This is a genomic window from Helicobacter canis (assembly GCF_900451095.1).
GTDB classification, from domain to species: domain Bacteria; phylum Campylobacterota; class Campylobacteria; order Campylobacterales; family Helicobacteraceae; genus Helicobacter_B; species Helicobacter_B zhangjianzhongii.
In genome coordinates this window covers 44,948-70,299 of sequence record NZ_UGHV01000001.1, presented here as the reverse complement: position 1 = coordinate 70,299, position 25,352 = coordinate 44,948, and the positions used below count along the sequence as shown (strand labels likewise).

At 45.4% G+C, this 25,352-nt stretch carries 42 protein-coding genes; 37 read left to right on the top strand and 5 right to left on the bottom strand.

The window, feature by feature from the left end; translation table 11 throughout:
- The first annotated feature begins 48 nt into the window (after positions 1-48).
- Positions 49-516 carry a hypothetical protein gene (locus DX060_RS00420; RefSeq protein WP_115010599.1) on the top strand — a complete coding sequence of 156 codons (468 nt, stop codon included), beginning with the start codon at positions 49-51 and terminating at the stop codon, positions 514-516.
- A gap of 259 nt (positions 517-775) precedes the next feature.
- Here the strand turns inward: DX060_RS00420 and DX060_RS00415 are convergent, their stop codons facing one another.
- The gene (locus DX060_RS00415) at positions 776-1,168 is read right to left on the bottom strand and encodes a hypothetical protein (protein WP_115010598.1); all 393 of its coding nucleotides are present in this window, start codon (positions 1,166-1,168) and stop codon (positions 776-778) included.
- A 48-nt stretch (positions 1,169-1,216) separates the two neighbouring features.
- Here DX060_RS00415 and DX060_RS11025 point away from each other — a divergent pair, with 48 nt between their 5' ends.
- The 19 genes from DX060_RS11025 (at position 1,217) to dnaG (ending at position 10,823) form a co-directional block, all read left to right on the top strand.
- A complete protein-coding gene (locus DX060_RS11025; protein WP_181814105.1) occupies positions 1,217-1,390 on the top strand; it encodes a hypothetical protein in 174 nt (57 codons plus the stop codon).
- Positions 1,377-1,658, top strand: a complete 282-nt coding sequence (locus tag DX060_RS10775) for a hypothetical protein (RefSeq protein WP_147278728.1) — start codon at positions 1,377-1,379, stop codon at positions 1,656-1,658. Before DX060_RS11025 ends, DX060_RS10775 begins: the two co-directional genes overlap by 14 nt.
- Complete coding sequence (locus DX060_RS00410) at positions 1,659-2,768, top strand: tyrosine-type recombinase/integrase (protein WP_115010597.1); 1,110 nt, start codon at positions 1,659-1,661, stop codon at positions 2,766-2,768.
- The gene (locus DX060_RS10770) at positions 2,728-2,922 is read left to right on the top strand and encodes a hypothetical protein (protein WP_147278727.1); all 195 of its coding nucleotides are present in this window, start codon (positions 2,728-2,730) and stop codon (positions 2,920-2,922) included. The genes DX060_RS00410 and DX060_RS10770 overlap by 41 nt, the downstream gene beginning before the upstream one ends.
- A gap of 12 nt (positions 2,923-2,934) precedes the next feature.
- Positions 2,935-3,099, top strand: a complete 165-nt coding sequence (locus tag DX060_RS11020) for a hypothetical protein (RefSeq protein ID WP_181814104.1) — start codon at positions 2,935-2,937, stop codon at positions 3,097-3,099.
- A 129-nt stretch (positions 3,100-3,228) separates the two neighbouring features.
- A complete protein-coding gene (locus DX060_RS00405; RefSeq protein WP_115010596.1) occupies positions 3,229-3,462 on the top strand; it encodes a hypothetical protein in 234 nt (77 codons plus the stop codon).
- Positions 3,459-3,644 carry a hypothetical protein gene (locus tag DX060_RS00400; protein WP_115010595.1) on the top strand — a complete coding sequence of 62 codons (186 nt, stop codon included), beginning with the start codon at positions 3,459-3,461 and terminating at the stop codon, positions 3,642-3,644. The genes DX060_RS00405 and DX060_RS00400 overlap by 4 nt, the downstream gene beginning before the upstream one ends.
- Positions 3,645-3,724: 80 nt before the next feature.
- Positions 3,725-4,816, top strand: coding sequence for a hypothetical protein (locus tag DX060_RS00395; protein ID WP_115010594.1), 1,092 nt, complete (start codon positions 3,725-3,727; stop codon positions 4,814-4,816).
- Positions 4,804-4,995, top strand: coding sequence for a hypothetical protein (locus tag DX060_RS00390; protein ID WP_115010593.1), 192 nt, complete (start codon positions 4,804-4,806; stop codon positions 4,993-4,995). Before DX060_RS00395 ends, DX060_RS00390 begins: the two co-directional genes overlap by 13 nt.
- A complete protein-coding gene (locus DX060_RS00385) occupies positions 4,988-5,281 on the top strand; it encodes a hypothetical protein (RefSeq protein ID WP_115010592.1) in 294 nt (97 codons plus the stop codon). Before DX060_RS00390 ends, DX060_RS00385 begins: the two co-directional genes overlap by 8 nt.
- A 51-nt stretch (positions 5,282-5,332) precedes the next feature.
- Positions 5,333-5,503, top strand: coding sequence for a hypothetical protein (locus DX060_RS11015; protein ID WP_181814103.1), 171 nt, complete (start codon positions 5,333-5,335; stop codon positions 5,501-5,503).
- Positions 5,500-5,892: a YopX family protein gene (locus tag DX060_RS00380; protein WP_115010591.1), complete on the top strand. Its 393-nt coding sequence runs from the start codon at positions 5,500-5,502 to the stop codon at positions 5,890-5,892. Before DX060_RS11015 ends, DX060_RS00380 begins: the two co-directional genes overlap by 4 nt.
- Positions 5,885-6,217 (top strand): hypothetical protein, encoded by a 333-nt coding sequence (locus DX060_RS00375; protein ID WP_115010590.1) that lies wholly within the window; start codon positions 5,885-5,887, stop codon positions 6,215-6,217. Before DX060_RS00380 ends, DX060_RS00375 begins: the two co-directional genes overlap by 8 nt.
- Entirely contained in the window at positions 6,214-6,534 is a 321-nt protein-coding gene (locus tag DX060_RS00370; RefSeq protein WP_115010589.1) for a hypothetical protein, read from the top strand. Before DX060_RS00375 ends, DX060_RS00370 begins: the two co-directional genes overlap by 4 nt.
- Positions 6,531-6,866: a hypothetical protein gene (locus tag DX060_RS00365; RefSeq protein ID WP_115010588.1), complete on the top strand. Its 336-nt coding sequence runs from the start codon at positions 6,531-6,533 to the stop codon at positions 6,864-6,866. The genes DX060_RS00370 and DX060_RS00365 overlap by 4 nt, the downstream gene beginning before the upstream one ends.
- On the top strand, positions 6,854-8,032 hold the full coding sequence (locus DX060_RS00360; RefSeq protein ID WP_115010587.1) for an ATPase domain-containing protein: 1,179 nt from the start codon (positions 6,854-6,856) through the stop codon (positions 8,030-8,032). The genes DX060_RS00365 and DX060_RS00360 overlap by 13 nt, the downstream gene beginning before the upstream one ends.
- A 214-nt stretch (positions 8,033-8,246) precedes the next feature.
- Entirely contained in the window at positions 8,247-8,471 is a 225-nt protein-coding gene (locus DX060_RS00355; protein ID WP_115010586.1) for an antitoxin, read from the top strand.
- Positions 8,459-8,860, top strand: a complete 402-nt coding sequence (gene vapC / locus DX060_RS00350; RefSeq protein WP_115010585.1) for a type II toxin-antitoxin system tRNA(fMet)-specific endonuclease VapC — start codon at positions 8,459-8,461, stop codon at positions 8,858-8,860. The genes DX060_RS00355 and vapC overlap by 13 nt, the downstream gene beginning before the upstream one ends.
- Before the next feature lies 1 nt (position 8,861).
- The gene (gene dnaG / locus DX060_RS00345) at positions 8,862-10,823 is read left to right on the top strand and encodes a DNA primase (protein ID WP_115010584.1); all 1,962 of its coding nucleotides are present in this window, start codon (positions 8,862-8,864) and stop codon (positions 10,821-10,823) included.
- A gap of 97 nt (positions 10,824-10,920) precedes the next feature.
- On the opposite strand, the gene DX060_RS00340 is transcribed toward dnaG, so the two are convergent.
- On the bottom strand, positions 10,921-11,157 hold the full coding sequence (locus tag DX060_RS00340) for a hypothetical protein (protein ID WP_115010583.1): 237 nt from the start codon (positions 11,155-11,157) through the stop codon (positions 10,921-10,923).
- A gap of 85 nt (positions 11,158-11,242) precedes the next feature.
- The gene (locus DX060_RS11010; RefSeq protein WP_181814102.1) at positions 11,243-11,410 is read right to left on the bottom strand and encodes a hypothetical protein; all 168 of its coding nucleotides are present in this window, start codon (positions 11,408-11,410) and stop codon (positions 11,243-11,245) included.
- A 69-nt stretch (positions 11,411-11,479) separates the two neighbouring features.
- Between DX060_RS11010 and DX060_RS00335 the strand changes: the two genes are divergently transcribed.
- From DX060_RS00335 to DX060_RS00290, 11 genes are all read left to right on the top strand, one after another.
- Positions 11,480-12,112, top strand: a complete 633-nt coding sequence (locus DX060_RS00335; protein WP_115010582.1) for a hypothetical protein — start codon at positions 11,480-11,482, stop codon at positions 12,110-12,112.
- Positions 12,113-12,155: 43 nt separating this feature from the next.
- The gene (locus DX060_RS00330; protein WP_115010581.1) at positions 12,156-13,340 is read left to right on the top strand and encodes a phage capsid family protein; all 1,185 of its coding nucleotides are present in this window, start codon (positions 12,156-12,158) and stop codon (positions 13,338-13,340) included.
- A gap of 81 nt (positions 13,341-13,421) precedes the next feature.
- Entirely contained in the window at positions 13,422-13,616 is a 195-nt protein-coding gene (locus DX060_RS00325; protein WP_115010580.1) for a hypothetical protein, read from the top strand.
- 26 nt (positions 13,617-13,642) lie between these two features.
- Complete coding sequence (locus DX060_RS00320) at positions 13,643-14,017, top strand: hypothetical protein (RefSeq protein ID WP_115010579.1); 375 nt, start codon at positions 13,643-13,645, stop codon at positions 14,015-14,017.
- 27 nt (positions 14,018-14,044) lie between these two features.
- Positions 14,045-14,263 (top strand): hypothetical protein, encoded by a 219-nt coding sequence (locus DX060_RS10765; protein ID WP_147278726.1) that lies wholly within the window; start codon positions 14,045-14,047, stop codon positions 14,261-14,263.
- On the top strand, positions 14,260-15,156 hold the full coding sequence (locus DX060_RS00315; RefSeq protein ID WP_115010638.1) for a hypothetical protein: 897 nt from the start codon (positions 14,260-14,262) through the stop codon (positions 15,154-15,156). The genes DX060_RS10765 and DX060_RS00315 overlap by 4 nt, the downstream gene beginning before the upstream one ends.
- A gap of 9 nt (positions 15,157-15,165) precedes the next feature.
- Positions 15,166-15,972, top strand: a complete 807-nt coding sequence (locus tag DX060_RS00310; RefSeq protein WP_115010637.1) for a hypothetical protein — start codon at positions 15,166-15,168, stop codon at positions 15,970-15,972.
- A 17-nt stretch (positions 15,973-15,989) separates the two neighbouring features.
- The gene (locus DX060_RS00305) at positions 15,990-16,571 is read left to right on the top strand and encodes a hypothetical protein (protein WP_115010636.1); all 582 of its coding nucleotides are present in this window, start codon (positions 15,990-15,992) and stop codon (positions 16,569-16,571) included.
- Positions 16,568-17,311 (top strand): hypothetical protein, encoded by a 744-nt coding sequence (locus DX060_RS00300; RefSeq protein WP_115010635.1) that lies wholly within the window; start codon positions 16,568-16,570, stop codon positions 17,309-17,311. Before DX060_RS00305 ends, DX060_RS00300 begins: the two co-directional genes overlap by 4 nt.
- Positions 17,312-17,321: 10 nt before the next feature.
- Positions 17,322-18,986, top strand: a complete 1,665-nt coding sequence (locus DX060_RS00295; protein ID WP_115010634.1) for a hypothetical protein — start codon at positions 17,322-17,324, stop codon at positions 18,984-18,986.
- A complete protein-coding gene (locus DX060_RS00290; RefSeq protein ID WP_115010633.1) occupies positions 18,973-20,520 on the top strand; it encodes a terminase large subunit domain-containing protein in 1,548 nt (515 codons plus the stop codon). Before DX060_RS00295 ends, DX060_RS00290 begins: the two co-directional genes overlap by 14 nt.
- On the opposite strand, the gene DX060_RS10760 is transcribed toward DX060_RS00290, so the two are convergent.
- A complete protein-coding gene (locus DX060_RS10760) occupies positions 20,498-20,803 on the bottom strand; it encodes a hypothetical protein (RefSeq protein WP_147278734.1) in 306 nt (101 codons plus the stop codon). The two genes, DX060_RS00290 and DX060_RS10760, sit on opposite strands and share 23 nt — an antisense overlap.
- A gap of 230 nt (positions 20,804-21,033) precedes the next feature.
- Between DX060_RS10760 and DX060_RS00275 the strand changes: the two genes are divergently transcribed.
- From DX060_RS00275 to DX060_RS10755, 4 genes are read left to right on the top strand one after another with little or no spacing between them, the layout of a single operon-like run.
- A complete protein-coding gene (locus DX060_RS00275) occupies positions 21,034-21,447 on the top strand; it encodes a hypothetical protein (RefSeq protein ID WP_115010630.1) in 414 nt (137 codons plus the stop codon).
- A complete protein-coding gene (locus DX060_RS00270) occupies positions 21,448-21,942 on the top strand; it encodes a hypothetical protein (protein ID WP_115010629.1) in 495 nt (164 codons plus the stop codon). It abuts the gene before it with no gap.
- 32 nt (positions 21,943-21,974) lie between these two features.
- Positions 21,975-22,310, top strand: coding sequence for a hypothetical protein (locus tag DX060_RS00265; protein ID WP_181814108.1), 336 nt, complete (start codon positions 21,975-21,977; stop codon positions 22,308-22,310).
- Complete coding sequence (locus tag DX060_RS10755; RefSeq protein ID WP_147278733.1) at positions 22,282-22,521, top strand: hypothetical protein; 240 nt, start codon at positions 22,282-22,284, stop codon at positions 22,519-22,521. Before DX060_RS00265 ends, DX060_RS10755 begins: the two co-directional genes overlap by 29 nt.
- Here the strand turns inward: DX060_RS10755 and DX060_RS00260 are convergent.
- On the bottom strand, positions 22,508-23,101 hold the full coding sequence (locus tag DX060_RS00260) for a helix-turn-helix domain-containing protein (protein WP_115010627.1): 594 nt from the start codon (positions 23,099-23,101) through the stop codon (positions 22,508-22,510). The two genes, DX060_RS10755 and DX060_RS00260, sit on opposite strands and share 14 nt — an antisense overlap.
- 82 nt (positions 23,102-23,183) lie before the next feature.
- On the opposite strand from DX060_RS00260, the gene DX060_RS00255 reads away from it, so the two are divergent.
- Both DX060_RS00255 and DX060_RS00250 read left to right on the top strand, forming a co-directional pair.
- Entirely contained in the window at positions 23,184-23,543 is a 360-nt protein-coding gene (locus tag DX060_RS00255) for a hypothetical protein (protein WP_147278732.1), read from the top strand.
- Positions 23,544-23,574: 31 nt separating this feature from the next.
- Complete coding sequence (locus DX060_RS00250) at positions 23,575-25,350, top strand: portal protein (protein WP_115010625.1); 1,776 nt, start codon at positions 23,575-23,577, stop codon at positions 25,348-25,350.
- The last annotated feature ends 2 nt before the right edge of the window (positions 25,351-25,352 follow it).

Below are 25,352 nucleotides of genomic sequence, written 5' to 3'. Positions count from 1 at the left end.
CAGCTCTCAAATAACACGACCTACGACACCAACTTCAAAGGAGATTGTATGTGTAATTTAGAACGACTAGGTTTGAAAGTGAAAACCCTAGAGCAGCATTTAAACGATGATTTTCAAGTGGAAATCATAGATCAAAATGGCGATGTCTTTGTAACACTAGATAGCACGCAAGAAGCCAAAGCCTACTTAAAAGAGCTAGAGTCTATGCCAAAGGCTTGGGCGCAGCTTGATCAGCTAGGGTTTAAAAAGCTAAAAGTGCGGCTAAAACTTGATGATGTGCTTAGCGTGTGTGTGGCGTATCTGTGGCTTGATCGGAGTGGGATAGTGCGGATCGATGAAGAGTGGTGGGAGGGGCGATCGCAGGTAGAAAACTACATACCTAGCGACTGGGGTTGGCTTATAAGCTCTTATCTGCGTGATTTTGTGCGATCGCTTAAAAACTTAGATAGAGCGTGGAGAAGGGAAAGGGCGGTGATGTGTGGGGGGGATATGCCCTACTATCTAGGAGGTGTGTAATGTGGGTGTGGGATTCAGCTTTTGGGCTAGAATCGCGGATTGCTGCGGCTCGCTTGTGCGATAGGCGATCCAGCCTTATCTCCGCGCTCGCCTTGCAAAGCCACGATTCTATCTCCAAAATCTTAGAATCCAGCCACCAACTACCCCCAAATTTGCGCAAAATCTTAGAATCAAGCGGCGTTAGAATCCAAAACGCCTTTTTTGTCATCGCGAGCGGATTTATCCGCGTGGCGATCCATACTAAAAAAGTGGATTCTAGCTACCAGCGTTGTGTGGGTAAAGGTGGCTCAAAGGGTTTGATTTGGTCTTTTATGGATTCTAGGCTTTGGGATAAATTGTGCAGGGTTTGCTGCTGCTTTTCTAAGTCTTTTTTCAAGGATTCTAGGGCTTGGCTCTCTAGCTCTTGCTTGGATTTAAGCTCTTGCAGGGCTTCTAAAATAGGTGTGAGATCGTGGGAACCTGTGGCAGATCGTTTAAAAGATTCTATGGATTCTAAAAGCTTTTCATCGTGTGCTTGTATGTGTAAAATTATAGGCTTTTTACCAATAAGCTTTAAGACAATATTGACAATCCATAAGCCTCCCAGAGCAAAAAATACACCAACAACAAAACCTAAGAAAAAAGTCCCGCTATCTATGACCATAGGCATCATAAAAACTCCTTTTGTGATGGTGAATTATACAAAAAAAGGAGGTCAAAAATGAATGATGATAGGCTGTTTGAAATATTTATGAGTGGGGTTAGCAGTGGTGTTAAAGTAGTGATTTTTCTCGCACTTATTTATTATTTTTTGCGCTTTTTGGAGTGGGGGTCAGAGCGCATTGCAAAAGCGCGTTCTAGAAAAGATGAAGGAGATAAAAATGTGGAAATTTAGTATGGATCGCCACGCCTTGCAGAGCAAGGCTCGCGATGACAATAAAAAAGTGGATTCTAGTGTGTTTATGGATTGCCACGATTTTGCTAGCGCAAAATCTCGCAATGACAGAAACTTATTTTTTCAACAAGATTCTAGGAGTTGCGGTGGGGCTGTGGGAGCTTTGCAAACTTTGGGGAAGGTTAGCGATCTTGGCGATCGTGCCTTTCACAAAGTTTGCAACACTGCCGCATTGCCTACCCAAGACCGAATCTACAAAGGAGATTAAATGGACAATCTACACATTAAAAAGTCTCATATACGAGATCGCAACGGCATCGCCTATATCGACTGCAACACCAGCCTAGGGCGGCTGCGCTTTAGCTCTGGGGAGCCATATAAGCAAGAAAGCCTAGCAGATATAGCAAGCCGTATAAAAGAGCTTTGCATAAGCTTCTTACAAGGGCAAAAGGCAAGCCTAAGGGCTACAAGCACAAAGCTTGAAAACCTAGCAGATATACAGACACTAGGGGAGAGCTTTTTGCGCACTAGATGTGGGCATTTGAAGCCTCAAAGCCTAAAGCGATATGAAAGCCACCTAAGGTTAATCGCCCAAAAAATCCCTTATGAAATAAGCCTGCTAAATCAAGCTGGCTATGAGCAAATCGTGCGCGATATGGCAAAGGAGCAAATCGATATGCTAAATCGCCTTATCGCCTATGCTAAGGAAGCTGGCGTGCTTAGCAATAATATCATCGTCCAAAGGCATAGAAAGCTAGCCCTAAAAGAGCCAGATATAAAGCCGCTAAATCTACAAGAGGCAGAAGCAGTGCTAAGGGCGTGTGAGTGTCTAGCAAGAGATGATAAAAAGTGGCTAGAAGTGAGAAATTATCTAGGCTTTGCGATCTTTAGCGGGGCTAGGCTAGGAGAGATCCTAGCCCTAGAGGTAAGCGATATAGACCTAGAAAATGACAAAGTCTATATCTGCAAGTCAAAAGAGCGGCTAAGAAATGCCATAAGCACCACCAAAACAGGCAAGGCTAGATATATCGACCTACTAGAAAATGCCAAGCTAGCCCTGCAGAGTCAAATCGCTTTAAGAGCGACTCTAAAGCGTAAGCATAATCGGCTTTTCACCCTTGATGAAAAAGAACTTGCAGTCCGCTGGAAGCAAGCTTTGGCGATGTGTGGGCTAGAAGCTCGCGTGCTGTATCAAACGCGCCATAGCTTTGCCACGATGATGTTAGTAAATGGAGAGGAGCCGCTGTGGATAAGTGCGATGCTGGGGCATAGCTCGCTGCATACGACATTCACCCACTATGTGAAGTATATGCCGCAAAAGCGGGAGAGGGCAACCTTTGTGGGCTTTAGGCTTGGGGGATTCGGCTTTGGGGCTTAAATCGTGGATTGCTGCGGCTCGCTTGTGCGATAGGCGACCCAGCCTTATCTCCGCGCTCGCCTTGCAAAGCCACGATTTAATCACCCAAATCCTAGAATCCCAAAACGGGATAAAGGCGGACAGAGAGTCTGCGGAAAAATCGGCGAAAAAATAAAAGGAGCGAGAAATGAAAAAAGTGGATTCTAGTAAAAACGCGATTTTAGTGTCATTGCGAGGGAGCGAAGCGACCGAAGCAATCCATAAAGCACCAAACGCGGATTCTAGTGTGAAAATGGATCGCCACGCCTTGCAGGGCAAGGCTCGCGATGACAGAGAAACGAGAAAGGTGTGAAAATGAAAAAACTCTTTGACTACTTAAGGAAAAAAGGGGCTTTGGTTGTGAGTGATTACCTAGTGTTTATGGTGCTAGGTGTGATTGTTTATGTGCTAGTTTTGCGCGAGATTTTGTAAAGGAGCAAGAATGATAAAAGTGGATTCTAGTGTGTTTATGGATCGCCACGCGGATAAATCCGCTCGCGATGACAGAGCAAGCAACAATTCTAAGCCAACCACGCAAGCGGCAGGATTTTCTAGCGATTTTTGGGGTTTTCAAGCGGTGGGCGAAGGGATTTTACTCGGCGTAAATGAGCAAGCCCACCGCGCAGAATCCACAAAAAGCGCAGAAAAGACAACGCGAGAAAGGAGTGTGAGATGATCTTGATATTTGACTGCCCTTTTTGTGGGCGTGAAAATGAAATAACCACCAAGCTAGAAAATGAGTTTGACTACCTAGAGCAAGATGAGATCAAAGAGCTTAGGTGTGAGTGCCAAGAGTGTGAGAAAGAAGTAGGGCTAGAAATGCTCTTAAGCATAGGGGAGGTGGATAATGGATTTTAGGTTAATGGATCGCCACGCCGACAAGTCGGCTCGCGATGACAGAGAAAGCGCAGAAAAGACAACGCGAGAAGGAGCATAAAATGAGTAAAACAATCTACTACCAAAATAAGCAAATAGAATTAAAATACGGCAGGATCAATCACCTAATCCCTGCGGATATGTGGCATTGCGGGCTAAGTCTGCAAGCCATAGGCGTGGCAAGCTATATCTACACACTCCCTAAAGAGTGGAAGCTAAGTGTGAGTCATATCGCAAAGCAGCTAATGATAAGCCCTAATTCTTGCCGCAAGTATTTGCGAGAGATTTTTACTAATACTCGGGCGATAAAGGTCTTTAAAGGTGTGGAGAGGGAGGCAAATACCTATGATCTAGAAGAGGGCTTTTATGAGTATCCTTATGTCGATGAACCCCAAGAGGTAGCAAACTTCACTTCAAGCGTGGCAAAAGATGTCAGCGTGCCAAGGAAAAGGCGCGTGCTGATCGTGCAGACAGAAACACAACGCTATTTATTGAATCTGTGCTTTGCTAGGGGGTCATTGCGAGGGAGCGAAGCGACCGAAGCAATCCATAATGAAAAAGTGGATTCTAGTATGGATCGCCACGCCTTGCAGAGCAAGGCTCGCGATGACGATAAAAAAGCGGATCCTAGTAGTGAGATAACGCCTAATAAAAATGCGCAAAATTTGCGCACTATAAATAAGAATCTTTTACAAGATTCTTATAAAGATAGTAGTTCTAAACGCACGCGCGAGAAAGCAAAAGATCTTGCAAGCTTTTTAGACTTAAAAGCCTTTAACGAAAAAGAGCAAGAAGCGATAAAGCTTTGGATCCGTTATAAGCAAGAATCCAGCAAAGCACGATTAAAGCCTAGTCAAATCGACTTTCAACTACGCAAGATACAACGACTAAAAGAGCAGGGGCAAGATATATGCGCCGTGATTGAAAAGAGCGTGGATATGGGCTGGCAAGGATTATTCCCCGTCATTGCGAGTGAAACGAAGCAATCCATAAAAGTGGATCGCCACGCGGATAAATCCGCTCGCGATGACAGGGTGGGGGGAGCCGCTCGCGATGACGGAAACGCCCACGCCGTAGAATCCACAAATCACACGAGACTAACGCCAAAAATGCCTAAAAATCTCGGCGGAAAGGCTGTTCTATGCGTGAAATAAAAGTGGATTCTAGGAGAAATGCCCCTTTTGTCATTGCGAGCGGTGCTTGCACCGCGTGGCAATCCATAAACACACCAAAAGCGGATTCTAGGGAAGCGTATTTTGCTAGCGCAAAATTTATGGATCGCCACGACGCTATCGCGGCTCGCGATGACAGAAAAAGGAGCATAAATGCTTAGTGAGAAAATCCATAGCCCCAGCTTTTATTTGAGCGATGAGATCCTAGGCTTTATCCAAGTAGTCGCCACAAGCTATCACATCAGCCGCAGCGAAGTGATCGAGTGGGCGATCAACGCACACCTAAAGCCTTATGACAAAGCCCTAAAACTAGCCACAAGGAGAATCTATGCAAGGAAAGCACCGCAAAAAGTTCAAAATGCGACAAGCAAATATCACAAAGCTAAGAAAGTATGCCAAGAAGCAAAACAAGAGCAAAAACGCCTTTTTGATCCAAGAGCTTACTAGGCTAGCGAAGTATTTGCAAGAAACGAACTTATTTTTTACAAAGGAGCAAAAATGACAGAATCCCAAGCAAAGCAACTACAAGAAATGCAAGAAGTAATCGCTAGGCTCACAGAGTCAAATAATAATCTAGCACAGAATCAGCAACTAGCAATGGTGGCAATACAAGAGCTAGCAGAGAGAGTAAAGAAGCTAGAGAGCAAAGCGCAAAAGGAGAAGCGATGAAGCTAAAAGACTTTGATTTTAGGATTTGGGACAATGGGCAAAAGTATGCTGGAGATGTAGTTAAAAAATATATGGGGCTTAGTGGATTCAGCGATGATGCAGAAGTAGAGCTATGGAGTGGATTTTATGATAAGAATGGTAAAAAAATCTATGTCGGCGATATGGTGAAATATAGAAAATACACAAAACCGCTAGAAGTGATATATGCAGAAAGCACATTCTACATCATACACCCAAGCATTGAGAAAGAATTCCAAGTGGATTGTGGCACAAGACTACAAGGCATATATGATAACAGAGACAATGGCTACAAAGACAATAAGCTAGAGTGTGTGGAAGTCATAGGGAATATACACGAGAACGCAGAGCTAAGGGGGCAGAATGAGTAAAGCAACGATTATAGCCGTATCAATCGCGTTTATTGCTCTGCTAGGCTTTATCTCCACCCTTAGCGTATGGAACTACACGCAAGGCAAAGAGATAGCAAGGCTTAAAGGCGAGCTAGCAAACGCCAGCACACTCCTAGATACGCAAAATAAGCAAATACTACAAGATAAGCTAGACATAGTAGCCTACCAAGCAAAAGCCCAAGAGATACGCGAGAGAGTAGTGACGCGCTATATAAATACGCATACCAAAGATAAGGCGTGCGAAGCACAATTAAACGCGATTAAAAACGCATTAGAAATATTCTACACAAGGAGCCAAAAATGAAAAAAGTGGATTCTAGGAAAAACGCGATTTTAGCGTCATTGCGAGACACTGCGCTAGCAGTGGCGTGGCAATCCATAAACACACCAAAAGCGGATTCTAGTATGGATCGCCACGCGGATAAATCCGCTCGCGATGACAGAGAAACAAGCAAAGCAGCAAATCCCAACCATACCACGCAAGCGGAAGTATTTTGCGATGATTTTGCTAGCTTTCAAGGCGCGGGCGAAGGGATTTATCTAGGCGATAATGAGCAAGCCCGCGCCGTAGAATCTAGCAAAAGCGCGCAAAAGACAACGCGAGAAAGGATCAAACTATGAAAAAACAAGACTTTGTCAATTTTTTGCAATCCCAAAGCAACATAACCCTAAGCGAGTATTTTTGCCAAAATCTAAATGGCTTTATCAATAGCGCGAATGAGAGTGAGCTAGAAGTTTTAAGTGCCAAGATACTGCATAGCAAGAAGCGATTTATCAATGATAATGACTTCTTAGACTTGCTAAAAATGCTTTTCTGGGAGCAGGCGGGCAAAAGGGCTAGCACGGCAAAGATACAGCGATATAAGGGCAGCAGATACGAGGAGCAATACCTGCTATCAATGTATTTTTACAAAAAAGAAGTCAAAGAAAGGGAGCTAGAATGGATACTTTAGAGAGCCTAGAGCAAGAGATTTTACTCTCGATGGTGCATTATAAAGAGGATATTGATGAGTTTCTAGCGATCACGCCGCGCCAAGTCTTTAGCCAAAAGGGCAGCGTGATTTTGGAGAAAATCTTAACCCTGCAAGGCAAGAAAGCCCTAAGCACACATAGCCTTATGAACGCTCTAACCACAGAGCAGCAAAGCGATGAATATGTGCTAGAACTTTTTAGCAAAGCTCCTAACTCTAGCTTTGTCAATCTCTCCCAAGAGCTTATCACAGCCTACAAGCTAAAAATGCAAAAGGCAAATGGGCTAAAGATGATAAAAGCAAGCGACAACAACACGCTTTTAGATCTCTCAATGCTAGATCGTGCCGTGGAGAGTAATGAGTATAAAAACCTAGCCCAATGGATCGACTACTATGCTACAAGACCAGAGCAGCCAAAGTTTAAGACAAAGGTAGGCTTTTTAGACTCTGTGTTTGATGGGGGGATAGAAGTAGCGCAACTTGTGCTAATCAGTGGCGATCCAGAAGCGGGGAAAACCACGCTAGGACTGCAAGTGCTAGAAAATATCAGCCACTATGCAAAGGTAGGCTTTTTTAGCTTTGAATTTACGATCGAGCAGTATATCCGCGCCAAGCAAGCAGAGAGAAAGCCGCCAAACCTTGATAATATGTATATCATAAACGAGGGCTATGAGCTTTACACCATCGCGCAAAATATCAAAAATCTCTATCGGCAGGGCGTGAAAGTCTTTTTGATCGACTCACAGATGAGAATCACTAGCCCAAATGGCAGAAATATGGAAGAGGAAGAGAGCTTAAAATTTAGCCTTTTAGCCAAGCTGTGCCACTCGTTAGGCATTTTAGTCTTTTTGATCGTGCAAACTTCTAAGAGCGATCGCGATAATCCTATGGGGAGCAAAAAGGGCGGACACGAAGCAAGCATAATAATCCGTATAGAACACTGCAAGCCAGAGATCGAAGCTTTGAGAGAGTTTAGCGAAAATAGCCGAATGGTGATCTTGAAAAAAAACAAGCAAACAGGCAAGCACTTCAAAGAGAAAGTCGCCTTTGATCCAAACACGCGCAAATTTGCGAGTATAGAGGTGGGGGGAGAGGCGATAACGGAAAGCGTGGAGATGGATAAGATCATAGAGGTGGTATCGATATAGATCGATATAGGCGACTATGCTTTTTGGCTAAAAATGGCGATTGCTGCGGCGAGTCTGCGCTCATTACCACTCAAGGTAAATCCCAAGTCTGCCCTTGCAAAGCCCCATTTTTATCACAAAAATCATACGCCGAGCAACTCTAGGAGAAACGCCAACGCGCAAAAGTTTATAAAATTTATATATACTTATTTGTAACAACTTTAAAGGAGCAAAAATGACCGCAAAAGTCTTTCAAAGTGGCAATTCACTAGCCATACGCCTACCAAAGTCGCTAAATCTTAGCAAGGATTGTGCGTTTGAGATCGCTAAGATCAATGAAAGCATAGTGCTAACCCCAAGCGATAAAAAGTGGGAAAATCTCTTTAGCGCGGTGGAGAGCTTTCAAGGCAAGCTAGAGCGAACGCAGGAGAGCGCACAGGAGCGAGAATGGCAAAAATAATGCTAGATACAAATATTTGCATCTATATCCTAAACAACAAGCCAGAACGCATAAAAAGCCACTTTGACAAATATGAGCTCGGCGAGATAGCCATAAGCGCGATCAGCGTGGCGGAGCTGTTTTTTGGCGTGGAGAAATCACGCTTTAAAGAGAGCAACACGCTAGCTTTGCACGCGTTTTTAGCGCATTTGCAGGTGCTAGAGTTTGGGAGCAAGGAGGCAGGAGCGTATGCCAAAATCCGCGCGGATTTAGAGCGCAGAAAAGCACTTATAGGGGCTATGGATATGCTTATAGCAAGCACCGCGCTAGCAAATGATCTAACGCTTATAACCAACGATAGTAAAGACTTTAAGCGTGTAGTAGGCTTAAGGCTAGAAAATTGGGTGTGATATGGTAACAAATATCGAGGCATTAAAGAGTAGTAGCATTGTAAGCGTGATCGAACGCTATATCCCTTTGCGCAAAAATGGCACAAACTTCATAGCCTGCTGTCCCTTTCATAGTGAGAAGTCCCCTAGCTTTGTGGTAAGCGATGTAAAGGGGATGTATAAATGCTTTGGCTGCGGCAAGGGGGGCGATGTGATAAGCTTCATAAAAGAGTATGAGAAAATCGACTTTAATGAAGCCCTGCAACGCTTAAGCGAGCTTACAAATATCGCCCTAGAGTATGATAAGGCGCAAAAGGTAGGCAAGAGTCCTAGCGAAGTGCTGGAGAAAATCAACGAGCTAGCAAAAGCCGAGCTACAAAAGCATAGAGAGATTGTAGAGTATCTAGCCTCAAGGGGGATCACGCAAGAGATATGCGAGCGATATGATATAGGGCTAGTGCCAAGCAAGGAGATTTTACTAGCAAATTTTAGCGCGGGGGAGCTAGTAGAATCCAACTTTGCTAACGAGTATGAAAAGGGCAAAATATCAATCCCTATGCGTGAGAGAATCTCAATCGCAATCCGCAACCCGCAACATAAAGTAGTGGCGTTTGTCGCACGCACGCACCCCCACTACAACTTCAACAAAAACGCCCCAAAGTATATCAACTCCAAGGAAAGCTACTTTTACAAAAAAGCCCAGATACTCTACCTTTACAGCAATGCCAAAGCCACGATCCAAGCGCAAAAAGCCGCCTTTGTAGTCGAAGGCTATATCGATAGCATACTGCTGCACGAAAATGGCTATAAACACGCGCTAGCCACAGGGGGGACAGCTTTCAATATCCAGCATTTAAATCTACTTACTAGGCTTGATTGTGAAGTGATCTTTTGCTTTGATAATGACAAGAGCGGTATGGCGGCAAACTTTAGGGCGGTGAAAGTGTGCTTTGAAGCCGGATTTTATAGGGTGAAGGTAGCACTGCTGAAAAATAAGGATTCTAAGGGGAGATTGTGCAAGGATATAAATGAAGCGTTGATGGCTATGGATCGCCACGCCGACAAGTCGGCTCGCGATGACAAACCCCAGCCGTCATTGCGAGGGAGCGAAGCGACCGAAGCAATCCATAAAAACGCAAAAGCGGATTCTAGCGTGAAAAATGGATCGCCACGCGGTGCAAGCACCGCTCGCGATGACAGAGAGTGGGAGAGCAAAGCCGAATCCACCAGAGAAAAGCTAGATTTTAACTATTTAAACGGTTTTGAGTTTTTTATAAAATGGTTGTATAAAAATAAAGACAAAACAAGCGCGTTTAATGAAATAAAAGGCGCGATTGCAGCGTGTAAAAACTTCTACGATAAGCAGGCGTTTTTAGAATGCGCGTGCAAGCTCACAGGCGTGCCACAAGAGTATTTCACCCAAGATAGACTACCCACAAAGCAGGCTAACGATGATTATAGTAGTTTTATAGCGAGTATTTTGCATAGTGAGGAATGCGCGTATATAGCTAGCGAATTAGATTTGAGTTTTTTACCCAAAGAGCTAGAGAAAAGCGTGCGGATATTTTTAGCAAGTCAAAAAGTGGATTCTAGTATGGATCGCCACGCCGACAAGTCGGCTCGCGATGACAGAGAAACGAGCAACGCCCCAAATCTAAACACGGCGCAGGATTCTAGGATTTTTGATGAGAAAGTAGGGTTGTGCAGTGGCGAGCAAGGAGATAAGACTAGAGCGTCTATCAACGCCGCGAGCCACAAACTCCCTGCTTTATCGCAAAAAGCCGAATCCATTTTTAAAGAGTTTATACAAACACAACCGCTAGAAAGCGAAGCATTTTATCAGCATTATTGCGATCTATATCTAGCACATTTGCACCGCGAGCAGACCAAAGCTAGGGCAAAAAAGGATTTGCATTTAGTGCTAGCATTAAGCGAGAAAATCGCCCAAGTCAAGCAAGACATACACGCCCAAAAGGCGTTTTAATTGTGCGCTTTATCGCTATCGCGCACACCTTGATAGATACTCCAAGCAAGCGCACAAAAGCACAAAAAAATCCCGCCAAAAATTATAAACATCATCGCTACTCCTTTTTGCTTTGATAAATTTCATCGATGATTTTTCTCATTTTTGCATTGATAAACAAAGCCAGCCCAGCAAAAATCACAGCAGACACAAAAGCACACACCAACAATAACACACTAGCAGCGGTGTAGTTTGTCGCGATCCAGCCAACAAGAGCCAAAAAAGTCGCAACAACTATACCAAAGCAAAATTTCAAATACCCTAAATCCTCTTTCAATCCATCAAGGCGCGGCATACACACTCCTTTATCCACATTGTAGCATACTTTACCCCCTTTTTAATGGGCTAAAACCTGCTAGCATTACAAGCGTGGAGAGAGTCTAAGTGAGAGCCAACTTCAGCCGTGCAGTCCCCACACACACCCTGCACACTTCATAGCCTCCTTTATAGATTAAGTCAAAATCCTTGCATACAAATCCTTTGAGAGACTCTCTCCACAACATTGCCTTTGAGAATCCCCTTTGACATAGCCCCTTTGATACCCCCAAGCTTTACCCCTTTTTTCTTTTGGGCAAGTTTTTTATATTACGCTTTTTAGAAAATGCTTAAGGACACTTATGGAACCACAAGAGCTAGTAGAGACCCAAGAGCCAAGCCAAGAGCTAGCCGAGCAAGCCCAAGCACCACAAGAGCCTAGCCCCTTTGATACAAGCGCAGAGACAAAAGAGCTAGAGACCTTGCAAAATGAGCTAGCACAAAGCGAGGCAGCTTTAGAAGCTAACTTTGCTAAATACGCAAGCGAGCTTATCACACCAGAGCTAGAAGATTTATTTTATGAAGATAAAGAGCAGTTTTTCATAAAAATAGCGCAAATGCAAAATCAATTCTACCAAGATAATATCGCGAGCAAGCAAGCCAGAGCCCAAGAGCTGCAAGGCTCTATCAATCAAAAGTCCCTTATGGGGCAGATCGATCAAGCAAGAGCGAAGTTTGAGCAAGAAGCAAGCGTGGATTTAAACACACTTTTGCAGTTTTATGAGGATTATATCCCAAACGCGGCAAAAGCACAGCTAGATCAATTACAGCCTTATGACTTTTTCAAACAACTAGAGCAAATCTATCTATCGCAAAATGCCAATCCACAAGGGAGCCAAGGTGGAGAGAAGCCACCAAGCCGCATAGCTGGGAATGCCACCCCAAGTGCCAACCTAGACTATAACGCCGACCTACTCCCTACGGAACGGTATTAGCCCACGGAGCGCGCAAGCGTAAAACACACATAAAGGAGTAACAATGTCTTACCAAAATCCACTAAATGCCATAAACTTTGCCGGCTGGAAAGAAGACCCAAATGTCCAGCTAAATATCGCTAGAGTGATCGAAAAAGCCAGCTGGAGTAAAAGCCCGTTTGAAAGCTTTTTTGGTAAAGGAGCGGATCGCGGCGTGCGATTTTATGCCGTGAAAGACTCCCAGCCCTACCGCCCAAGGCTTAAAGCCCCTTTGACAGGCACAGGAGTAGAGGGCAACGCCGATCTAGATACCAACTACGACTCACTAGAGATTATGAGCCAAACGACTTATCCAAAAGTGATCGCCAATGCCATTAAAAGCGAGATTGAAAAATACACCGCTTTAAAGCAAATTGATTTCATCAAAGAAGCCAGCGATAGCTTGACAGACTGGATGCGCTTGCGCAGGGATAAGGCACTAGTATCCGCACTTATTACAGATTTTACCAATTGTGTCGTGTGCGATCAAACAAGCAACTTTAAAGATACTAGCAGCGAGCCAGATGTCGCCACTGCCACTAAAAAAATCCAAAAAGGCGATGTGATGAATGTCCAAGCCCTGCGCCGCGCGATCTTTATGGCTAGAACAGGTATAAACTACAAAGGCAAGGAATGCTATCCACTAAAGCCTATCAAAAGCGATCTAGTCTCCGTGCAAGGCATATCCCTAGAGCATAATAGCTATATCATTTTACTTGATAGCTATGCCTGCAACCAGCTCAAAAACGATCCTGAATGGATTGAAATGCAAAAAGCAGCAGGCGTGCGCGGCGATGAAAATAGGATCTTTACAGGGCTTATCGGGCTTATAGATAACTGCCCTGTGCTAGATATGGGTATATGGACACCGCTGCAAAGTGGTATGCCAAATAGCGAGGTAAGTGATACAGACTATATGGCAAATATCAACCCCCAAAACCACAAGAAGCTAACCCCTCCTAGCTACTATGCTAATGGTCAGCCTGTAAGTATCGGGGCGTTGATCGGGGCTTCTGCGCTTGTTATGGTCGGCGGCGATAAGGTGGATTTCTACATCGATGAAGCCGACTCTGGGAGAAAGACTATCGTAGGCGTGGATCGACTGCTTGCCGTTAGCAAGGCGCGATTTGATAGCAATGAGAGCGGAAGTTTAAGCCCATTCCACGATACGGATTTTGCGTGTATTGGGATTTTTAGCTCCAAAGAGTAAAAAAGCGGATTCTATGGATCGCCACACCACTGCTAGCGCAGTGTCTCGCGATGACAGAAAAAAGGGGGGGAGTGTCTCGCGATGACAGAAAACGAGCAGCGCAAGAAAACGCGTTTTCTACACCAAGCACGCAGGCGGCAGGATTTTGAGGCTAGAATCGGGGCTTTGCAAGGCGAGCGCGGAGATAAGACTAGTGGTCTATCGCACAAGCGAGCCGCAGCAATCCACGATTCTAGCCCAAAAGCCAACGCCAAAACCAAGCAAAGACAAAACTAACAAACCAAACCACAAGGAGTTTTACAATGAAACAACGAGTCAAAAATATCTACTACCTAGCCAAAGCCCAAGTAACCCTAAAAGACCTAAAGTCTAAAACCTATGAAGCCGTAGCCCTGCCAGCAGGCGCGGAGATAATGAGCATAGATGTCGAAGTGCTAGAGCCAGCAGTAACGGCTACAAAGCTTGATCTAGGGCTTAAAGTAGGCAAAGACTATAGCAAAGAAGCCTTTGGCAATGATTTAGATCTAAGCGCAAAGGCAAACCACAAATCAAGTGTCGTTACTAGCACAAAGCTAGGCGGCGTGGTAACGCTAGAGTTTGATCAAAAGCCAACAGGCGGAGAGGTGGTAGTGAGAGTGGCATATTTCTGCCCAAGCGAGATTTTGACGGAATTCTAGTAGAACGGCTACGCTTTTGGGATAAAAATGGCGATTGCTGCGGCGAGTCTGCACTCATTACCACTCAAGGTAAATCCCTTGACTCGCCTTGCAAAGCCCCATTTTTATCTCCAAAATCCCACGCCGAGCGACTTTAGGGAAAACTACCGAACGCCTTTTCTGTCATTGCGAGGGAGCGAAGCGACCGAAGCAATCCATAAAAAAGTGGATTCTAGGAAAAACCAAAAACAAAGGATAAGAGTATGACACTATTTGACAAAATCTCCGCCCTTGAAACTACTTTCACAAACGCTAAAAACGACCTACAAGCCCTGCAGCAAAGCGTGCAAGCACATTTAGAATCCTTTGTGCAAGAGAGCCTAGAGACTACAAAAACACAGGCGAAAGAGTTTTTTACAAAAGAGCTAGAGACCACCGCGCAGAATCTAAACGCGCAAAATATCGCCCAAGTGCAAGAGCTTTTTAGTAAAAATCTCCACACCCTAGCCCAAGAGGTAAGCCAAAGCCTAGATCTAGAAGGCATAAGCCGCCAAGTGGCAAGAGACTTTAGCGATCGCAATGCCACCAACCTAGCCCAAACCCTAAAGCAAATCCTAGCAGGCTTTAAGCTTGATAGCAAAATACAAGCCCTAGAGACAAAGGCAAGAGAGCTTACCCAAGCATATAAAGACACATTAGATCAACTTATAAGCGACTTTGGCACTGCAGCAAGCATAAAGCTACAAGCCTATCTAGATCAAAACGCCCAAAAACTCCTAGCCGCGCTAGATCTAGCCGCCATCACCCACGCCGTGCAGGAGAAAATCACCCCGCAAATCAATTTGAGAGAGCTAGAGAGCAAAGCCCTAGAATCCGCAAAAAAGAGCATTGATAATCTGCTTAGCACCCTAGAATCCCAAGAGTCAATCCTAGAGAGCTTAGAAAGTAAGGCTAAAAACATCGCCCTGCAAGCAATGCAAAGTGATGAAGTGATAAAAATACGCTATGAGACGGCTCTGCGCTTGCAGAGCTTAAAGTGCTTTGCAAGCCAAGAGATCATAGCAAACATCATAGAGCTAAATGCCAAGCGCAAAAACTATGAAGACATCATCACAAACACCCTAAACGGAGCGGATAAAAAGATATATCTAAGCATATAAGGAGAGCAAGTGGCAAAGGATCTAAGCGATGCTATCGAGCAAATCGACTATGAAAAAGACCAAAGAGAGCAAGGGCTAGCCCCAGAGGTGCAAGCAGGCGCAGGACTTGCTATGCACTTTACCGGCACGCCCCAAGGATACACAGGCATAAAATATTGGGATGAAAAAAAGGAGATAACCCCTTATGACGCGTATTTAGCGAAAAAATACAATGACATCACCTTCACCGGCAATCTCAACATCAATGCCAACACAAAAACCCAAAGCGTTACCAAGCTTATGGGCGATATAAGTCAAACACTCGCAGGGCTTGAAAATCTTGAGAAAACTTTAGAGCTAGGCGAGAAGCAGGCGGGCTTTTGGAGTGGGATAGGCAGGAAGCTAAATCACTTTAGCGGAGGCATAATACCCATAAGCGAGGACAATGCACGCTACCAAAGCCTAACACAGCAGAACTTTTACAACATCGCTAGAGGCAGTGGTGGGCGACTCACAAATGCAATGGTAGAAGACATCAAAAAGGGAGCTGGCGGGGAGTTTAAAAGCCCAAGCGAGCAAGCCAAAAGACAGGGCGAGACAATGCGCATAGCTTTGACAAATCTAGGCACGCAAATAGAGCAGCTGGAAAGGCAAGGATACCCTGTCCCACCCCTTTTAATCTGGCAGTGGAATCGCTACAACGCCCTAGCCCAAGCTGCCACCACGCAGAAAAACTTTCAATACAGCAAATGGTGGGAGCAGCAGCAGAAAAATCAGCCTAAACAAAACCCTAGCCAAAGCAGCGACACCACCCCAAGACCCTATACGAAGCAGTAACACATAAAGGAGAGCAAATGAAAAAGCACAAGCAACACCTAATCGATCACAACACCCTAGAATCCACCGCGCAAAAAGTGGATTCTAGCACAGCGGCTATGGATCACCACGCGGATAAATCCGCTCGCGATGACAACCCTCAGCAGTCATTGCGAGGGAGCGAAGCGACCGAAGCAATCCACACAAACGCAGATTCTAGTGTGAAAGTGGATCGCCACGCAGATAAATCCGCTCGCGATGACAGAGAAAACGCGGATTCTACCCCCACACCAAGCACCAAGGCGGAAGGATTTTGCGATGATTTTGCTAGCTTTCAAGGCGCGGGCGCAGGGATTTTACTAGGCGTAAATGAGCAAGCCCGCGCCGTAGAATCTAGCAAAAGCGCGCAAAAGCCAACGCCCAAGCCAAGAAAAGCCGAATCCCAAGCGATTTTATGCGCGTGTAGTGAGTTTGTCTATCTAGGCTCCCTCCCCTACACCCTGCGACTCCCCACAGGCAAGACCTACCCCCTACACCAAGGCGATAGCTTCATAGTCCCCCAAGGCGATCTATCACGCTATCTAGAGTATAAATCCACTATGTTTAAGAAATTGCGATGAATACCACGCGCTTCCACCTAAACTTCCTAGAGCTAGTGAAAATCCTAAAGACCACTAGCTTCCCCCAAAGTCAGCTAGCAGAGCTTGCTATGAATGCAGCCTTAAAGCTAGAAGAGCTAGAGCTCCAAGATCGGCAAATCTCTTTGCAAGAAGAAAAGACCCGCCAAGAGATAGAGCTACAAATAATCCAAGCCAAAAACCTAAACAAGCAAGCCATAGCCGAAGCACTAAAATCCATAATCCAAGCCGAATCTATGGCAAGATCTGTGCAAGATAATGCCCTAATCAACAAAAGCAATGCGCATGTAGGATTTCTCAATGTCGTAGGCAATGCCAATGATACAAGCGCGATCAAAGCCCACGCCGATAAGGTTATGCAGACAATCAATTTGATAAATGGCAACCCCTTAAATGAAGAGTATGACACCCTGCTAGATAATTTACGCGATGAGCTTTTAGAAGCATTAAAAAAGGGCGATGGCTGCAAAGATGTGCTAGTATATGCCCACCGCACAGAGATCCTAGAAAATGAGCGCATAAAGATCCTAGGCTTTTCAAGCTATGGCAATAATGAAACGAGATTTTTCATAAACGAAGAGCAAGTGCAAACCCCCCACGCCAAATCGCTACTTTTCACCCAAGCAAATGCTGGGCTTTATAGCGTGCGCTTTGAAGCTAAAAATGACGCGGGAGAGTGGGTAGCAGATACGATCACCATAGAAGTGCGTAGCATAGTGTAGTGAGCATAGCGTGGGGATCGCGTGGGATAGAGATTCTAAAAGCTATCAAAGAATCAAAAATCGCTATAAAAATAAAAGGCTAGAAGCCTTTATGACCATCAATGCCGAGCATAATCTCTGCTTGCCACAAGAATGGCTAGAGGCAGAGGCAGAAGCCTATGGCAGAGTCAAGGCAGATAGCGAGGTGTTTTTGTTTAGCGAGCTAGATCCCATCTCTATGGCACTTATCACCGTAGGCGCGATACTAACGGCAGTCATCACGATCATCGCCCCTCCTGCTGGGTGGCTGGGCTGGACACTTTGGGGCGTGGCTCTTGGGGGGCAAGTGGGCGTAAGTGTTTTGACAATCACGCAGCAAGGCTTTTTAGACCAAGTAGCCTACTCTTTGCAAGCCCAAGCATTAAATACCACCACGCAAGCTAATCTCACCAAAAACACCCTAGAAGCTAGGAGCAATCAGCTAAGCGACTTTCTCATTTATAATCCTTATGCGATTTGCGCCGATGGGGAAGTGTATAAAGCAGGGCAAGCAGGAGGGGAGAGCTTCAACTACACCAAGGCTTATAATCCCGCACAAGGAATGCTAGGCGAATATACCCTAAGCCCCATTGATGAGCTCACGCAAAATAGATCGCACAAACACCTAGCGGGCAATGACGCCTACACCACCGCCCAAAATCCACTCCCAATCCCACGCAAAAAGGCAGAGCTAGCCTTTGAAAGCGTGCAAGGAGGCATAAAGGCAAGCATACAAGCCCGCCTAGATCAAATCAATGAAGGCTATATGAAGCTATCAAAAGAGTATTTTGGCTATCTGGATTCTGGCAAGCATATAGAGAAATACTACAAACACAGCCAAGATAAGCGCATAGAGCCGCTAAAAAACCGCTACAAGCAAAACGACTTCTTACACAAGCTAGGCAACTATAGCAAGGGCAAGAGGGCGGACTTTTTCTACGAGTATTTAAAGGAGCATAAGCTAAGCCCAGAGCAACGCCAAAAGATACTACAAGAAGTGCTAGAATACTACAAAGGCAAGCTAGAGTCTGCAAGCACGCCCATAGCAAAAGGCGCGATATTTTTAGAATTATCCTTAAGCTTTGTGGAGAGCTTTTATACAGATCTAGGGGAGCTGGGGGGCTTGGAGTTTGCGGGGAATTATGCTGATGGTAGTGCGTTTCAAGATTCATTCACAGCGGAGGGCTATTTTCACACCAGAGAGTATGCCGATTTATTTTTCTTAAGCGGCAAAACGCTAGGGCTCCCAGAGCCTAGCTGGTGGGGCGGACCTGATAAGGGGTATTTATACGCTACACGATCGATACAATTTGCTAATGAAGCCTTTGTGCAGGCAAAGCTAAGGCTAGATTTTTACACGCTAGGGTGGAGGGAGATCTTGCACGAGTTTGATGAGATCTATAACCATATAGCAAAAGGTGGTGAAAACTACTATTTTGCCACACATAAACGCGCGAAAGCGTATTGGATAACCTTCGATCTCTTCGGGCTAAAATTTTATGATGATGACATCTTTGACTACCTCACAATCTACAGACTAGATACCGGGACTATCAATGTATTTCTAGCCCTTTTAGATAGGAAGCCAGATCTAAGCGAGCAGGAGTGGGAGCAAGCCTATCAACTCTACACAGGAGCAATGAGTGAATCCACATAAAAAAGAGCTAGCAAAAAGAGCGTTAGCAAGAAAGAGCCTAAAGGAATTTGTCCTACTAAAGTGGCAGAGGTATAATCAAATGACCTTTAATGATAGCTGGCATTATGACTATCTCTGTGCCGTGCTAGAATCCACTTTGCCACAGAGTGATAGCAAGCCTATAACAAGGCTTATGCTAAATATGCCACCAAGCTATGGCAAGACAGAGATAATTGCTAGAAGCTTTATCGCGTGGGCGTTGGGGAAGTATCCGTGGCGCAAGTTTTTTTATATATCTTATAGCGATGAGCTTTGCCGCAAGATCTCAAACCAAGTGCGCGATCTTATGAAAAGCCCCTTTTATGCCCAGACCTTTAATAAATCGCCCGTGTTTTTACAAGATAATGCCAATGAATTTGTGCTAAAAGAGGGCGGAGGGCTTTTTGTAACGACATTAAAATCTGCTATCACGGGCTTTCACGCACATCAAATAATCATCGATGATCCCATAAAAGTGAGTGCGATGAGTAGCCGCGCTGAAAGAGTGCTAGTCAATCAAAACTTCAAAGAAAGCGTGCTTTCACGCTTGCAGGATAATGAGAGCAATATCACGATCTTAATGCAACGCCTTGGCGAGCAGGATCTATGCGGATTTTTACAAGATCCTAAGAACTTCGAGCAAGACATCATAAATGAGTGGAAGATCATAAAGCTAAAAGCCCTAGCTACAGAGGATGAGACCCACAGCATAAAGGGCAAGATTTATACGCGCAAAAAGGGGGAAGCACTTTTTAGCGCAAGGCATAGCCCAAGCGAGCTGGAGTTTTTACGCTTGCAGATGGGCAATGATGAGTTTAGCACACAATATCAGCAAGAGCCTATCGCAAGTGAAGCGGGCTACTTTGAAAAAGTGTATTTTAAAACGATCCCCGCCTTTGAGTGTAGTGCGCAAAATCTCTACATCTTTGTGGATAATGCCATAAGCCTAAACACCGCCGCGGATAATCGCGCTATCGTTTTAGTGGGGGTGGAGAGCTATAAAGACTCTATGCGCTATGTCGTGCGCGATTGTATCTATGGGATATGGAGTGAGGAGCAGACCATAGCAAACTTGCTAGATATGATGAGCCAAAATCCACAAGCAAAAGTCTATATAGAAAGTGATGGCGGAGGGCTCACGCTGGAGAGACTGCTACAAAACGAGCTAGTGAAAACTAATAATGAACTAAAAAGCCAAGATAAACCGCCCATCACCAATGATATAAAATGCTACACCCCAAGCCGCAAGATCTCTAAAGTAGAAAAGATCAAAGCCCTGCGCCCCTACTACAACACAGGCTACCTTGTCTTTCTACACAACGCAAGGGGGCTAGCACAGATACAAAAAGAGCTTTTTAGCTTTAATCCAGAAAAGCCCTTTAGGAAAGATGACTGCATAGATGCGATCGCAAGCGCGTGCGCACATAGTGAGATCGTGGCACCGCCAAGGGCGAGTGTGAAAGTGAGAGAGAGTGGGAGGCGCAGTGGAGGGGCTAGCACATTTTGGCGCATTTAGCTTTGGGCGTTGTCTTTTGCGTGCTTTTGAGGGATTCTGCGCGGTGGGCTTGCTCATTTACGACTAGTAAAATCCCTGCGCCCACCGCTTGAAAACCCCCAAAACGAAGTTTCTTTAGAAAATCATCGCAAAATACTGCCGCCCCCACCCAAAGCCTTATCGTCATTGCGAGCGGTGCTTGCACCGCGTGGCAATCCACAAGCACACCAAAAGCGGATTCTAGTGCGAAAGTGGATCGCCACGCCGACAAGTCGGCTCGCGATGACAAAAAAGGTGCAAGCAAGGCTCGCGATGACAATAAAAAAGTGGATTCTAGGATTTGCTAAGATCGTGGGCGACTTTGATCCCAAGACACAAGACAAACGCTATGCTAGCAAAAATACTCCCAAACACAACCACCTCAAGCATCACAACTCCTTTAGATCATTGTAGCAGATTTTACCCCTTTTATAAAAAGTGGATTCTAGGAAAACTACCATTTTATCGCACAAAGCAAACGCCAAAGGAGCAAAAATGGCACAATTTACAGGACTATCCCAAATGCCCACACCCAGCTGGCAAGCCCCACAAGCACAATCACTATTTCTCCCAAGTAGCCAGCAGGGCATAAACACCCTAGCCAAAAACGCAAGCCTAAAAATGCCAAGCCTAAACCCCACCCAAGCCACGCCAACCGCTCCCGGACTCACCGCAGGGCAAGCAACGCTAGGAAGCATAAACGCAGCACTATCAGCCACGCAGCTAGGGCTTGGCATTTGGAATCAAATAAAGAGCCAAGAGCTAGCAGAGAAGCAGCTAAAGACAGCCAAAGATCAGCTAGATATAGAAAACACCCGCTGGCAAAATCGTGAAGATGAGCGCAAGGCAAACAATCAAGCTATAGCGCAGAGTGCGAACGCCCTGCAACTCCCCACCGAGAGATATTAGATGAAAGAGCCGATCCCACACACCCAAGGTCTCCAAACCTACCTAGCCGCCGCTAGCAACGCCCAAAACACCCTAGCCAATCGCGATGCGTTTATAGCCCAAAGTGCAGCAGGCGTGCGAGATAGCCTAGCGATGTTTGAAGCCTACAAGGAGCTAAATCACGCCAAGGCAAAGCAAGAAGCCCAAGAAGCCCGCCAAATCCAGCTAGAAAATATGCAAAAGCAGCTTTTGCAAAAAGACATAGACAACTATGACAAGAAGCTTGATGCAAGTATCCACGCAAGCCGCGCCCAAGCCAATGCTTCCAATGCAAGTGCTAGCCAAATCTATCAAGCCGTGCAAGAGCTTAGAAAGCTAGAAAATATGCGCTATAACAATTTAAAAAAGCTCCAGCCAAAGCCCCAGCCTGTGCCGCAAAAACTCGACCCCACGCCGAAGCAAAAGACACCAACAGCAATAGTAGGATCAACCATTAACGGCGGCAATATCTCATAGATTCAGTCTTGGGCAATCATAGCAGTGATTTTGTGGATTTTGGGACAACCGCAGACCCCAAGTCTAGCTCTGCCCCAAAATCCACAAAAAGCACCACTAGCACTACCGCAATGCTTAGAATCTTTTTACACAAAAACGCCTTTTTTCTGTCATTGCGAGGGAGCGAAGCAATCCATTTAAAAAAGTGGATTCTAGCTTTAAGGCTATGGATCGCCACGCCACTGCTAGCGCAGTGTCTCGCGATGACAGAAAAATGGATTCTAGGAAAACAAGCGAAGCGCAGTTTCTTTAGAAAAACGAGCAACGCAACAATTCTACACCAACCACGCAAGCGGCAGATTGAAAAACCACAAACGCCCAAAATCTAAACAACTCGCAGGCGGAAGGATTTTTGATGAGAAAACCAGCGAAGCAACAATTCTAAACGAGACAGCAAAGGATTCTAGGATTTGCGATGAGAAAGTAGGGTTGTGCAGTGGCGAGCAAGGAGATAAGACTAGTGGTCTATCGACACAGCGAGCCACAAACTCCCTACTTTATCGCGCAAAGCCGAATCCACCAGCAACTAGGAATTTATAAGTGCCAAAAGCTCTTGCTCACTCATACTCTCAATCGGATTCTCCATAGCTTCAAGCTTTGTTATAGCAGGCTCTTTGCCATAGAGTAGCACTTGCATTTCAGCAAACATTTTAGCGACTTTTTCAGCGCAAGCGATGACCATAGGATCGCCTTTGCCGCCTTTGATTTGCAGCATTTGCATAAGCTCATTTTTGGCGATCATTGTAGAGAGAGCGACATTGCTTTGGATAAATTTAGAGCTCATAGCCTTTAGCAAAATTTCATCGGTGCTTTGATCTAGGAGATTGTTTAAGATCATTTCATCAAGCTCGCCAGCAAGCGCACCGAGATTTGCGCGGATATTGCTTTTGATCTTGCTAGCTCCTGTTTGTATCACAGAGCCTAGGCGTTTTTGCAAGAGATCATCGCGCACGACTTCTGCGCTGATACCTTGCAGAGCCTTAGCCCGCTCCCAGCCTTCATTTTTGATCCAATGCGCTAGCGTGCGATAGCTTATGCCAAAATGCGCGGCAACTTCTTTGGGAGAGTCGTTGTGTGTCTCAAAATATACGCGGATTTCATTTTTGTTGATATGAGCCATAACTAAGCCTTTTTGCGTGATTTTGCCCCTTTTATACCATATACAAAAGGGGCAAAATAGGTGCGCTTATGGATCGCAAAAAGTGGATTCTAGTATGGATCGCCACGCGGCTCACGCCGCTCGCGATGACAAAACCCAGCCGTCATTGCGAGGGAGCGAAGCGACCGAAGCAATCCATACACAAAAAGTGGATTCTAGCTTTTTAGTATGGATCGCCACGACACTGCTAGCGCAGTGTCTCGCGATGACAGGGAAACGCCAAAGGAAGCTGAAAATGTGTTTGATAAAAAAGCCGCAGGATTTTAAAACCAATCGCAACAATTCTAACCACGCACAAAGGCGGCAGGATTTTGAGGCTAGAATCGGGGCTTTGCAAGGCGAGCGCGGAGATAAGGCTGGGTCGCCTATCGCACAAGCGAGCCGCAGCAATCCACGATTCTAGTCCAAAAGCCAACGCGAGAAAGGAACAAAAAATGACTCATCAGAAACTACTAGAGATCTACTCTCTCGACTCCCGCGCCAACACCCCCAGCCTCCTAGAGTATAAAGAAGCTCACCGCTACTACCACGGCTCCCAGCTCCCAGATGAAGTGCTAGAAAAGCTTAATCTAAGAGGGCAGCCACCCATAGTAGAAAATATCTATAAAATGATTGTCAATAAAATCCTAGGCTACAAAATCCAAAGCCTGCAAGAAGTCAAGGTCTCAGGCAGGCAGGAGCAGGACAAGCCTTTGGCAAATCTTTTTAACGATCTTTTGAAAGTCTTTACACAAAGCAAGCAGTATGATAAGCAGATAATTTTACGCGATAAGGAGCTGATACTAGGGCTTGCAGTGTGCGAAGTCTGGGTAGAGCAGGATAAATATGGTGATAATTTCATAGAGCTTAAGAGTATCCCGGCAGATTGCTTTATCATCGATGCCTTTTCACGCGATCAAAACGCGCTAGATTCTAGGCGATTTCATAGAAGAATCGATATGGACATAGAAGAAGCTCGCGCGATCTTTGGGGAAGAGGTGTATATAGAAAATCATAGCTTTGTGGATTCTAGGACTTCTGTGATTGAGACTTGGGTGAGAGAGAGCCCTGCAAGTGCTTGGAGTGAGCAGGTATGGAGTAGGTATTATTGGCACGAGCGGGCTGGGATCTATCAGTATGAGCATAAGCCCTTTAAAAATGGAATGCATCCCTTTGTGATCGCAAAGTATCAAATCGATGAGAAAAATAGGTGGTATGGGCTTTTTAGAGACATTAAACCGCTGCAAGACTTCATAAACTTTGCCGAAAATCGCGCTGTGAATATGCTAGGGAGCTTTAAAGCACTCTTTGAAGATGATGCCGTGCTTGATACAGAGGAGTTTGTAGAGAGCGTAGGGCTAGATAATGCTGTGATAAAGGTGCGAAGCGGCGCGTTGAAAGAAAATAAAATCCAATTTATCAAGCATAATGCCGAGATCCAAGCCCTAAGCCAAAAGACAGAGCATAAGCGCAACCTTGCCAAAATCCTAAGTGGGCTAAATGATGAAGCCCTAGGTATGGCAGTAAATCGCCAAAGCGGCGTAGCCATAGCCCAGCGCAGAGACGCGGGGCTTTTGGGCTTGCAGGATTTCATAAAGATCGGCGATGATATGGATAAGCTGATTTGCGAAAAGGCGATAGATCTAATGCAGCAGTATTTCACCCAAGCCCAAGTCTTTAAAATCATCGATCAAAAGACACAGGAGCGATACATAGAGATAAACACCACCGAGCAAAACACCCTTAAAGCCGGCAAATTTGATCTCATCTTTAAAACCACGCTAAAGCAAGATGGGCGCGAAGAGAGATTTGCCCACTGGGTGGAGATGATGAAGACGATCCAAGCAAGCCGCCCCGAGCTTGTGCCAGAGCTTTTACCACTAATGCTAAAAGATGTCGATAGCCCGATAATCCAAGATATAGAAGCCCTTATGCAAGCCCACGCCAAAGCCCAAGAGGAGCAAGCCCAAGCCCACGCCCCACTAGAGCAAGCAAGGCAGGATCTAGCCCTAGCCCAAGCCCAAGCACAGCTAGAAGAGCTTCAAGCAAAGGCGAATAAATACAACGCCCAAGCCAGCGTGCAAGAAGCCAGCGCACAAGTCTTGCAAGCAGAGGCTAACGCGCTAGAATCCACCCCGCACAAAGGAGAGAAAAATGAGAGCAAAGCCCTAAATCACGCGCAAAAGCTTATGCAGTTTAATCCTAAAAAAGCCGCAGCAGATATGAGATAACT

Excerpts from the sequence above, each read along its gene's own strand:
- DX060_RS00420 (WP_115010599.1), top strand. The coding sequence starts at position 49 with ATGTGTAATTTAGAACGACTAGGTTTGAAAGTGAAAACCCTAGAGCAG.
- DX060_RS00415 (WP_115010598.1), bottom strand. The coding sequence starts at position 1,168 with ATGATGCCTATGGTCATAGATAGCGGGACTTTTTTCTTAGGTTTTGTT.
- DX060_RS11025 (WP_181814105.1), top strand. The coding sequence starts at position 1,217 with ATGAATGATGATAGGCTGTTTGAAATATTTATGAGTGGGGTTAGCAGT.
- DX060_RS10775 (WP_147278728.1), top strand. The coding sequence starts at position 1,377 with ATGTGGAAATTTAGTATGGATCGCCACGCCTTGCAGAGCAAGGCTCGC.
- DX060_RS00410 (WP_115010597.1), top strand. The coding sequence starts at position 1,659 with ATGGACAATCTACACATTAAAAAGTCTCATATACGAGATCGCAACGGC.
- DX060_RS11020 (WP_181814104.1), top strand. The coding sequence starts at position 2,935 with ATGAAAAAAGTGGATTCTAGTAAAAACGCGATTTTAGTGTCATTGCGA.
- DX060_RS00405 (WP_115010596.1), top strand. The coding sequence starts at position 3,229 with ATGATAAAAGTGGATTCTAGTGTGTTTATGGATCGCCACGCGGATAAA.
- DX060_RS00400 (WP_115010595.1), top strand. The coding sequence starts at position 3,459 with ATGATCTTGATATTTGACTGCCCTTTTTGTGGGCGTGAAAATGAAATA.
- DX060_RS00395 (WP_115010594.1), top strand. The coding sequence starts at position 3,725 with ATGAGTAAAACAATCTACTACCAAAATAAGCAAATAGAATTAAAATAC.
- DX060_RS00390 (WP_115010593.1), top strand. The coding sequence starts at position 4,804 with ATGCGTGAAATAAAAGTGGATTCTAGGAGAAATGCCCCTTTTGTCATT.
- DX060_RS00385 (WP_115010592.1), top strand. The coding sequence starts at position 4,988 with ATGCTTAGTGAGAAAATCCATAGCCCCAGCTTTTATTTGAGCGATGAG.
- DX060_RS11015 (WP_181814103.1), top strand. The coding sequence starts at position 5,333 with ATGACAGAATCCCAAGCAAAGCAACTACAAGAAATGCAAGAAGTAATC.
- DX060_RS00380 (WP_115010591.1), top strand. The coding sequence starts at position 5,500 with ATGAAGCTAAAAGACTTTGATTTTAGGATTTGGGACAATGGGCAAAAG.
- DX060_RS00375 (WP_115010590.1), top strand. The coding sequence starts at position 5,885 with ATGAGTAAAGCAACGATTATAGCCGTATCAATCGCGTTTATTGCTCTG.
- DX060_RS00370 (WP_115010589.1), top strand. The coding sequence starts at position 6,214 with ATGAAAAAAGTGGATTCTAGGAAAAACGCGATTTTAGCGTCATTGCGA.
- DX060_RS00365 (WP_115010588.1), top strand. The coding sequence starts at position 6,531 with ATGAAAAAACAAGACTTTGTCAATTTTTTGCAATCCCAAAGCAACATA.
- DX060_RS00360 (WP_115010587.1), top strand. The coding sequence starts at position 6,854 with ATGGATACTTTAGAGAGCCTAGAGCAAGAGATTTTACTCTCGATGGTG.
- DX060_RS00355 (WP_115010586.1), top strand. The coding sequence starts at position 8,247 with ATGACCGCAAAAGTCTTTCAAAGTGGCAATTCACTAGCCATACGCCTA.
- vapC (WP_115010585.1), top strand. The coding sequence starts at position 8,459 with ATGGCAAAAATAATGCTAGATACAAATATTTGCATCTATATCCTAAAC.
- dnaG (WP_115010584.1), top strand. The coding sequence starts at position 8,862 with ATGGTAACAAATATCGAGGCATTAAAGAGTAGTAGCATTGTAAGCGTG.
- DX060_RS00340 (WP_115010583.1), bottom strand. The coding sequence starts at position 11,157 with ATGCCGCGCCTTGATGGATTGAAAGAGGATTTAGGGTATTTGAAATTT.
- DX060_RS00335 (WP_115010582.1), top strand. The coding sequence starts at position 11,480 with ATGGAACCACAAGAGCTAGTAGAGACCCAAGAGCCAAGCCAAGAGCTA.
- DX060_RS00330 (WP_115010581.1), top strand. The coding sequence starts at position 12,156 with ATGTCTTACCAAAATCCACTAAATGCCATAAACTTTGCCGGCTGGAAA.
- DX060_RS00325 (WP_115010580.1), top strand. The coding sequence starts at position 13,422 with ATGACAGAAAACGAGCAGCGCAAGAAAACGCGTTTTCTACACCAAGCA.
- DX060_RS00320 (WP_115010579.1), top strand. The coding sequence starts at position 13,643 with ATGAAACAACGAGTCAAAAATATCTACTACCTAGCCAAAGCCCAAGTA.
- DX060_RS10765 (WP_147278726.1), top strand. The coding sequence starts at position 14,045 with ATGGCGATTGCTGCGGCGAGTCTGCACTCATTACCACTCAAGGTAAAT.
- DX060_RS00315 (WP_115010638.1), top strand. The coding sequence starts at position 14,260 with ATGACACTATTTGACAAAATCTCCGCCCTTGAAACTACTTTCACAAAC.
- DX060_RS00305 (WP_115010636.1), top strand. The coding sequence starts at position 15,990 with ATGAAAAAGCACAAGCAACACCTAATCGATCACAACACCCTAGAATCC.
- DX060_RS00300 (WP_115010635.1), top strand. The coding sequence starts at position 16,568 with ATGAATACCACGCGCTTCCACCTAAACTTCCTAGAGCTAGTGAAAATC.
- DX060_RS00275 (WP_115010630.1), top strand. The coding sequence starts at position 21,034 with ATGGCACAATTTACAGGACTATCCCAAATGCCCACACCCAGCTGGCAA.
- DX060_RS00270 (WP_115010629.1), top strand. The coding sequence starts at position 21,448 with ATGAAAGAGCCGATCCCACACACCCAAGGTCTCCAAACCTACCTAGCC.
- DX060_RS00260 (WP_115010627.1), bottom strand. The coding sequence starts at position 23,101 with ATGGCTCATATCAACAAAAATGAAATCCGCGTATATTTTGAGACACAC.
- DX060_RS00250 (WP_115010625.1), top strand. The coding sequence starts at position 23,575 with ATGACTCATCAGAAACTACTAGAGATCTACTCTCTCGACTCCCGCGCC.